This is a genomic window from Pseudomonas sp. GW821-FHT03E01 (genome assembly GCF_059420765.1).
Map to the genome: position 1 here is coordinate 22241 of NZ_JBWKUI010000029.1, position 7362 is coordinate 29602.

The 7362-nt window shown below is 60.7% G+C and carries 8 protein-coding genes; 5 read left to right on the forward strand and 3 right to left on the reverse strand.

The window, feature by feature from the left end:
• Positions 1 to 45: 45 nt before the first annotated feature.
• From norR to AC07VO_RS29725, 5 genes are all read left to right on the forward strand, one after another.
• Entirely contained in the window at positions 46 to 1599 is a 1554-nt protein-coding gene (gene norR, locus AC07VO_RS29705) for a nitric oxide reductase transcriptional regulator NorR (RefSeq protein WP_086946442.1), read from the forward strand.
• Between the two features lie 287 nt (positions 1600 to 1886).
• On the forward strand, positions 1887 to 2789 hold the full coding sequence (locus tag AC07VO_RS29710; protein WP_018930150.1) for a chemotaxis protein CheV: 903 nt from the start codon (positions 1887 to 1889) through the stop codon (positions 2787 to 2789).
• Positions 2790 to 2815: 26 nt separating this feature from the next.
• On the forward strand, positions 2816 to 3274 hold the full coding sequence (locus AC07VO_RS29715) for a GNAT family N-acetyltransferase (protein WP_018930149.1): 459 nt from the start codon (positions 2816 to 2818) through the stop codon (positions 3272 to 3274).
• 156 nt (positions 3275 to 3430) lie between these two features.
• Positions 3431 to 3757, forward strand: a complete 327-nt coding sequence (locus AC07VO_RS29720) for a hypothetical protein (RefSeq protein WP_086946443.1) — start codon at positions 3431 to 3433, stop codon at positions 3755 to 3757.
• An 83-nt stretch (positions 3758 to 3840) separates the two neighbouring features.
• On the forward strand, positions 3841 to 4590 hold the full coding sequence (locus AC07VO_RS29725) for a YkgJ family cysteine cluster protein (RefSeq protein ID WP_064616212.1): 750 nt from the start codon (positions 3841 to 3843) through the stop codon (positions 4588 to 4590).
• A 45-nt stretch (positions 4591 to 4635) separates the two neighbouring features.
• Here AC07VO_RS29725 and AC07VO_RS29730 read toward each other — a convergent pair whose 3' ends face one another.
• The 3 genes from AC07VO_RS29730 to AC07VO_RS29740 form a co-directional block, all read right to left on the reverse strand.
• Positions 4636 to 5778 carry a transporter substrate-binding domain-containing protein gene (locus AC07VO_RS29730; protein ID WP_086946449.1) on the reverse strand — a complete coding sequence of 381 codons (1143 nt, stop codon included), beginning with the start codon at positions 5776 to 5778 and terminating at the stop codon, positions 4636 to 4638.
• 139 nt (positions 5779 to 5917) lie between these two features.
• Positions 5918 to 6175 (reverse strand): hypothetical protein, encoded by a 258-nt coding sequence (locus tag AC07VO_RS29735; protein WP_086946444.1) that lies wholly within the window; start codon positions 6173 to 6175, stop codon positions 5918 to 5920.
• A gap of 162 nt (positions 6176 to 6337) precedes the next feature.
• Positions 6338 to 6709: a DUF6124 family protein gene (locus AC07VO_RS29740; RefSeq protein WP_086946445.1), complete on the reverse strand. Its 372-nt coding sequence runs from the start codon at positions 6707 to 6709 to the stop codon at positions 6338 to 6340.
• Positions 6710 to 7362: the final 653 nt, after the last annotated feature.

Genomic DNA, 7362 nt, shown 5'->3' on the forward strand with positions numbered 1-7362 from the left:
TCGACACTCATCGCTTTATAGTCATAGCGACTACACGGAGTCATTATGACTGCAAAATTACTGCTCACGACCCTGCTGCCCCTGGTCTCCGACCTGTCCCGCGAGCTGCCCGAAGGCGAGCGCTATCGGCGCCTGCTCGAAGCCATGCGCGCCCTGCTCCCTTGCGATGCCGCCGCCCTGCTGCGACTCGACGGCGAATGGCTGGTGCCGCTGGCTGTGGACGGGTTGAGCACCGACACCCTCGGCCGCCGCTTCAAGGTCAGCGAACACCCGCGCTTCGAAGCGCTGCTCAGCAGCCCCGGCCCGACCCGCTTCGCCGCCGACAGCGACTTGCCCGATCCTTATGACGGCCTGGTCGATGGCCTGCACGAGCATTTGGAAGTCCACGACTGCATGGGCTGCCCGCTGTTTATCGACGAGCGCCCGTGGGGCCTGCTGACCCTCGACGCCCTCGACCCTGAGCGCTTCGAGCCGATCGAACTGGATGCCCTGCAAGCCTTCGCCAGCCTCGCCGCCGCCACCGTAAACGCCGCCGAGCGCATCGAACGGCTGGCCAATCGCGCCGAAGACGAACATCAGCGCGCCGAGGTTTACCGTCAGGCCAGCGGCCAGCAGAACCGCGAAATGATTGGCCAGAGCAAGACCTACAAACGCCTGGTTGAAGAAATCAACCTTGTGGGCGGCAGCGATCTCACTGTGTTGATCACCGGGGAAACCGGGGTCGGTAAAGAGCTGGTGGCCCAGGCTATCCACGCCGCGTCGCCCCGGGCCGACAAACCTATCATCAGCCTCAACTGCGCCGCCCTGCCGGACACCTTGGTGGAGAGCGAACTGTTCGGCCACGTGCGCGGTGCTTTCACCGGGGCGACGAACGATCGTCGCGGCAAGTTCGAACTGGCCAACGGCGGCACGTTGTTCCTCGATGAAGTGGGCGAACTGTCGCTGGCGGTGCAGGCCAAATTACTGAGGGTGCTGCAGAGCGGGCAATTGCAGCGGCTGGGGTCGGACAAGGAGCATCAGGTCGACGTGCGGCTGATCGCAGCGACCAACCGCGACCTGGCCGAGGAAGTACGCAGCGGCCGCTACCGCGCCGACTTCTATCATCGCCTGAGCGTTTACCCGTTGCTGGTGCCCGCATTGCGGGATCGCGGTCGGGATGTGCTGTTGCTCAGCGGCTACTTCCTGGAACAAAACCGCTCACGCATGGGCCTCAACAGCCTGCGTCTGACCAGCGATGCCCAAGCGGCGTTGTTGGGGTATGGTTGGCCGGGGAACGTGCGGGAACTGGAGCACTTGATTGGCCGCAGCGCGTTGAAGGCGCTGGGTAATTGCACGCAACGGCCGAAGATTCTCAGCTTGAGCGCGGCGGATCTGGATTTGCCCAATAGCGGCGTAGAACAGGCAGCGGAACCCGTGGTCGCTGCGCCGGTAGCTGAGTTGATTCCAGGGGATTTGCGTGAAGCCACTGAGCACTATCAGCGCCAACTGATCAGCGCTTGCCTGGAACGGCACCACCACAACTGGGCCAGCGCGGCGCGGGAGTTGGGCCTGGATCGGGCGAACCTGGGGCGAATGGCCAAGCGGTTGGGCATGAAATAGTTTCACCAGAATGAAGTAATACCCTTGTGGCGAGGGAGCTTGCTCCCGTTCGGCCGCGAAGCGGTCGTGAATTCAGCGATGGAGTTCTATCTGGAAAAATCAGGGACCGCTTCGCGCTCCAACGGGGGCAAGCCCCCTCGCCACAGGTAAGCGCCCTCCCACAGGGGTCACCGTTTGGCTGGCAATAGGCATTTCCCCTAAAGCCAGCCCCCAACAAGTCGATAACCCGGCATCGATAGCTGTTGGCGATGCTCATAATCGCCTCACCTTTTCCACAGAAGGTTTTTATGTCTTCCAACAAAGCCCGCGCAGATTCACTTTCGCTTCTGCTGTTTACCTTGCGCAGCGGCAAGCTGATGGCGATCAACCTGCTGAAAGTCAGCGAAATCATCCCCTGCCCGCCGCTGACCAAGCTGCCGGAGTCGCATCCCCACGTCAAAGGCATCGCCACCCTGCGCGGCGCGTCGTTGTCGGTGATCGACCTGAGCCGCGCCATCGGCGAACGACCGCTGGAAGACCCGAACGGTGGCTGTCTGATCGTCACCGACGTCAGCCGCTCCAAGCAGGGCCTGCACGTTCAGGCGGTGAGCAAGATCGTCCACTGCCTGACCACCGACATCCGTCCACCCCCCTTCGGCTCTGGCGGCGTGCGCTCGTACATCACCGGCGTGACGTCGGTCGACGGTACGCTGGTGCAGGTGCTGGACATCGAAAAGGTCATCCACGGCATTGCGCCGGCGCAGATCGAAATGGCCCCGACCGAACTGAGCATGGAAGAGGCTGAAGTACTGGGCAATGCGCGAATTCTGGTGGTCGATGACAGCCAGGTCGCACTGCAACAATCGGTGCACACCCTGCGCAACCTCGGCCTGCAATGCCACACCGCCCGCAGCGCCAAGGAAGCCATCGACTGCCTGCTGGACCTGCAAGGCACCGCCCAGCAGATCAACCTGATCGTCTCGGACATCGAAATGTCGGAGATGGACGGCTATGCCTTCACCCGCACCTTGCGCGAAACCCCGGACTTCTCGCACCTCTACGTGTTGCTGCACACCTCGCTGGACAGCGCGATGAACAGCGAGAAGGCTCGACTGGCCGGGGCCAACGGGGTGCTGACCAAGTTCTCCTCGCCAGAACTGACCAAGTGCCTGATCGAGGCGGCCAGGGTCGTCGCCGAACAAGGTCACTGAGTGTGGCCGAGGACTTTTGTTTTCTGATGCGGCGCAACCTCGCCGAGGGTGTGCCGCCTTTCACTTGGCCAAACGACATTGAGTTGACCGAGTACCGTCCCGAACTCGCCGAAGCCGTTCATCACTTGATGGAACTGGGTTATCGGGAGGGCGGCGGTCGCGTGCCGGCGCTGGAAGTCTGGCAACAGCGTTTCGAAACCGATCCTGAATACGATCCTACCCTGTGCTTCATCGCTCTGGATGCCGAAGGCATCGTCGGCGTCGCCCAGTGCTGGACCAGTGCCTACATCAAGGACTTGGTGGTGCACCCGCGTGCTCGAGGCCTCGGACTTGGCCGTGCGCTGCTGCTCCATGCTTTCAAGGTGTTTGCGCAGCGCCGCGAAGGTTTTGTGGATTTGAAGGTGCGGGAAGACAACCTTCGGGCGCGGGGCTTGTATGAAAGTGCCGGGATGTATGTGGTCCGCCGGGAGCTGGTTCCAGTCTGAGACCGCCTTCGCGGGCAAGCCTCGCTCCTACAGATTCGATGTGATCGACGCATGACCTGTAGGAGCGAGGCTTGCCCGCGAAGAGGCCCGCACAACCGACATCAAACCATCAGGCATACTCCGACCTTGACCACTACACGCCAAGGATGCCTGATCATGAAAGCCACCACCCTGACCTTCCTCTGTCTCACCACCCTCGCCGCCCAGGCCCACGCCTCCAGCCCCGATGCCTGGGCCGCCTTCGACAGAGCCGTGCTCGCCAGTTGCACCAAGGCCAGCGGCCTGAAAAAACCCCAACCCGTCGGCAACGCCGCGCAGTTCGATGACCGGGTCGGTTATACCGCGCTCCTGCTGCAAGGCCAGTACCCGCAAAAACACATGAAAGGCCAGCAAGGCACCGAGCTGTGCCTCTACAACAAGAAAAGCAAAACCGCTTACATCACCGAATGGGACTCCATCCGTCCAACCACAAAAGCGCAGTGAATGGCGCATAACTTGCTTTGGCACAGGCCTTTGCGGTGGCTTTCTGTCGCCGTTTCATGCCCTCACAGGTCACTGGCCCTTCAATGAATACACCGTTTTCCTGCGTAGGTTGTGGCAAATGCTGCAACGACCACCATGTTCCCCTGACACTGGCCGAAGCCCGCATGTGGGCGGCAGATGGCGGCCAGGTGATCGTGCTGGTGGAAGCCTTTCTCGCCAACGGCCTGGGCCTGCCAACACAACAACGCGAACACGCCGAACGCCGTTCGGCGCTGGTTCGCAGTGGCACTTGCGAAGCGCATGTGGCGATCACCTTTGCCGCCTACAACGTCGGCCCCTGCCGGAATCTTGACGAAGACAACCTCTGCAGCATCTACGAACGCCGACCGCTGGTTTGCCGCATCTATCCAATGGAAATCAACCCGCACATCCCGCTCAACCCGGCAGCAAAGGATTGCCCGCCCGAGTCATGGGACAAAGGCCCGGATCTGATTGTTGGCGGTGAACTGGTCGATCAGGAACTGGCGGGATTGATCCAGCGCTCTCGCCAAGCGGATCGCGATGAGATTCAGGCCAAGGATGCGATTTGCGCGCTATTGGGGATTCGAACGACAGCGCTGAAAGGCGATGGGTTTACCGCATATCTGCCGGACATGACCGCGTTTGCCATGGTGATCGATCAGGTGGCGCAGCAATCGCAGGCCGGGTCGGGCGGAGAATGGCTGTTTCATGTGTCTGGCGATGATATCGCCGGGCAAGTGCTGGCGGCCGGGGCGCAGGTGGTGACTGAAGCGCCGCTGAACTATGCGTTTATTTCGTTGCGGGCAGCGTAAACGCCAAACCGCTGCGCAGCATCCGTGCGCAGCGGTTCTTTTACTTTAGCGAGCAGCAACCGCCAGGCATTCGACTTCCACGCGCGCATCCAGCACCAGCTTTTTGCCAGCGAATGTCGTGCGAGCAGGCAAACGGTCCGCCGGAAAATAGCGGCTATACACCGTATTCATGGCAGCGAAATCATTGATGTCTGCAAGGATGACCGTGCATTTGACCAGCTGAGACAACGTCGAACCACTGCGGTGTAATGCGGCTTGCAGATTCTCCATGGTCTGGGTCATCTGCGGGACAATCCCGCCCTTGACCAACTCGCCATCGGAGCCCGTCCCGAGCACGCCGGACAGATAGAGGGTGGTGCCGGCTTGCACCGCTTCGGAGAATGGCAAGCCTCCTTCAGCAGGGAAGTAGCGTGGCGAATCTGGCACGGCGGGCGGTAGGTAGCGCCCGGTAATCGCCTGGTACTGGCCATTCTGCTTGAGACTCTCAAGGGCCGCATTCAGCTCATCGCGCAAGGCGGTGTCGGATTTTCGCACAGCCATCGCCACGCCACTGCCCAGCATGGGGTCCTTGAGCGCAGGCCCGGCAAAATCAAATCCTTGCCCCTGAGGCTGACTTAAAAACGCCTGGGTGATTTCAATCGAGTCTTGCAGGGTCGCGTCGATCTCACCCGCCAGCAGGCTGGCTATCAGTTGACTGTTGAAATGAAAACTGCGCACCGTCACTCCCGCCGGAGCCCAACGGGACTTGGCGAACGCCTCACGGCTGGTACCTGTCAGAACGCCGACACGCTTGCCTTTGAGCGATTGCGCATCCGGCTGCAGATTCGCCCCTGTACGCGCCACCAGACGGCTGTTCAAGGGATAAAGATTATCGGTGAAGTCGAGCCGTTCTCGACGCGCCGGCGTTGCCGTCATGGGCATGATCACATCGAAACGGTTGGCCTCCAGGGCCTGGATGTTGGTGGCGTAATCCTGATCAACCCAGACACAGCGTTTTTTGAGTTCGGCACATAGCGCATTACCCAGTTCGATGTTCAATCCGACCAGCTCACCTTTGTCGTTGCGACTCTCGAAGGGGGGTACCAGGGCCTCGACCCCGAAACGGATCTGTGGGTTAGCCGCAGACGAAACACAGCCGGCGGTCAGGACCACCAGCGACAACAGGGAGAAGATTTTTACCAAAGGCATTCCGGTGACCGTCATCAAGCATTCAGGGACATGAATCTTTGATGAGTGGTCACCGACTTCCCAGAGGACAAATCGCTCATCCTTGTGGGAATTGTCTCAATGACAGAAGGAACTGCTACCGACAAAAAACGCCTGGCGGTCAGCGTTTACCCATCGAACGACGAGTGCCGGGAGGCGCTGCGCCCGGGGTCTTGGTGTGGCCGTTCTTGGCGCCGTTCTTGTACCAAGGCTGGCTGGCATTCTTCGCCGCAGCCAGTTCGCCCGGCTTGAACGGAAACTTGAACGCCGGGATCGCCGCTTTGGTTTCGCTGTCGGCGCTGGAGTCGACGCTGTCGGGCAGGTCTGCCTGGTCGTCGCGCAAAGCGTCGGCAACCGGCGGTTGTGTCGGGGAAGTCATGAAAGCTCCGGGTGATGCTAAAGAGTCGGGCCCGGTAGGCGAGCCGCGAAAGGCGGCAGTATACCTGTGTCGGAGGCTGCAGGCTGCAGCTGGTCAGTCGGGTTTTGTGCCGACTGACCAACCGCCATCGCGAGCCTGCTCGCGATGGAACGATAACGCGCTCTACGCCGGATCGACGTTATCCAGCGCCCGGTTCACCGCCAGCTCCGCCAGCATGATGCTCTGTTGAATCGCCAGCGCCATGTAGCGCTGCGGGCCGGTCAGGTCGTTGGCGAAATCGCTGGCCAGGACACTCGCCGTGGCTAACGATTCGTAGGCGTGGGCCAGGAGGCTTTCGGTATCCATATTCGGGGCGACCATGAACATGGTGCTGGGGCGGCGTTTTTTTTCGGTGTAGGGCGTTGGGGGATCGAGGTAGTAGTCGAGCGCGCGTTTTATGGCTTCGCGGTCTTTGAGTAATTCTTCGGCGCGCGAGGCTTCGGCGTTGGGGGTGGTGGTGTTGAAGGGTGGATCGGGAATTAACTTGTTGCTCATTGAAACATCCTCTAATCAATTGGAGCCATCACTCATCGTTTCTCACGCGACGGAGTGGTGGCAGCTATGTGCGGAGTGAGAAACCGGTAGAGGATCAAACCCGGCCGGACCGAAGTCCGCCCGCACACAGCCGCCATAGAGCATTGCAGGCAGCGGATAAGCTGGCGGCGATTATGGTGGTACTGGCGATGGATTAAAACCTCTTCCGGGCTCTCACACCCGATCGCTGAATTGTCAGCGACAGCCAAAGACTAGAGAGCCCGCTTCCGACGAACAACCTGAAAGATACGTGGGAAAGGTCTGCGTTCAGGCACATCGATTAAACATTCAAAAGCGGAACGCGGAGCGTCCCTGGCGGCGTTCCCACGCGGGAGCGTGGGAACGATCATTCGGGTACAGACGAAAGAAATTGGTCGGCTGTCAGGCCGCCTTCACGAACAAGCCCCCCACCATTGAACGGTGCACACCCGCCCCTCGCCACTCAACAGGCCGAGCGTTAGCTCGCCTGCCGCTTTTGATCTTGATTCACCCGCCCCTTCGGGAGGCCTCGTTCCGGTGTTCATCTGGGGATTGGCACGCAGCGCCGTTCGACGCAGTCGAACACATCGCATGTAGGTTGAAGCGAAGCCAACCGTAGGGCGATGCCCCCAGAT

Bases quoted from the DNA above. Each gene is read 5' to 3' on its own strand.
- AC07VO_RS29710 (WP_018930150.1), top strand. From the start codon at position 1,887: ATGTCTTCCAACAAAGCCCGCGCAGATTCACTTTCGCTTCTGCTGTTT.
- norR (WP_086946442.1), top strand. From the start codon at position 46: ATGACTGCAAAATTACTGCTCACGACCCTGCTGCCCCTGGTCTCCGAC.
- AC07VO_RS29735 (WP_086946444.1), bottom strand. From the start codon at position 6,175: ATGACTTCCCCGACACAACCGCCGGTTGCCGACGCTTTGCGCGACGAC.
- AC07VO_RS29725 (WP_064616212.1), top strand. From the start codon at position 3,841: ATGAATACACCGTTTTCCTGCGTAGGTTGTGGCAAATGCTGCAACGAC.
- AC07VO_RS29730 (WP_086946449.1), bottom strand. From the start codon at position 5,778: ATGCCTTTGGTAAAAATCTTCTCCCTGTTGTCGCTGGTGGTCCTGACC.
- AC07VO_RS29720 (WP_086946443.1), top strand. From the start codon at position 3,431: ATGAAAGCCACCACCCTGACCTTCCTCTGTCTCACCACCCTCGCCGCC.
- AC07VO_RS29740 (WP_086946445.1), bottom strand. From the start codon at position 6,709: ATGAGCAACAAGTTAATTCCCGATCCACCCTTCAACACCACCACCCCC.
- AC07VO_RS29715 (WP_018930149.1), top strand. From the start codon at position 2,816: ATGCGGCGCAACCTCGCCGAGGGTGTGCCGCCTTTCACTTGGCCAAAC.